The organism is Halocynthiibacter sp. (genome assembly GCF_049608145.1).
In the GTDB taxonomy this organism is placed as follows: Bacteria; Pseudomonadota; Alphaproteobacteria; order Rhodobacterales; family Rhodobacteraceae; genus Halocynthiibacter.
On sequence record NZ_JBMYXF010000136.1, the window covers coordinates 246 to 517 of the forward strand.

The 272-nt window shown below is 54.4% G+C and carries 1 protein-coding gene; it reads left to right on the plus strand.

Features of this window, described 5'->3' with window-relative positions:
* Positions 1-272, plus strand: a 272-nt coding sequence (locus ACPGUT_RS16225; protein WP_423993150.1) for a FixG Ig-like domain-containing protein, incomplete at both ends; no start/stop codon positions are given.

Sequence of the window (272 nt, forward strand, 5' to 3'; positions counted from 1 at the left end):
CGATTACATGGCCTCGACTGACGAAGCGAACGAGCGGGCAGGCAAGCCGATCAAACCTGTCTTGCAACATATTTTGCGCCCACGCACGATCATGTATACCGCGCTTTGGGCGCTTGTTGGCGTAGGGCTGGTGGTTGCTCTGTTTATGCGGGCAGATATCGAAATGAGTGTCGCGCCCGTTCGCAACCCCACATTCGTCACGCTTTCGGATGGCTCTATTCGCAATACCTACGATGTGAGGTTGCTCAACAAACATGGCGAGGATCGTCCAT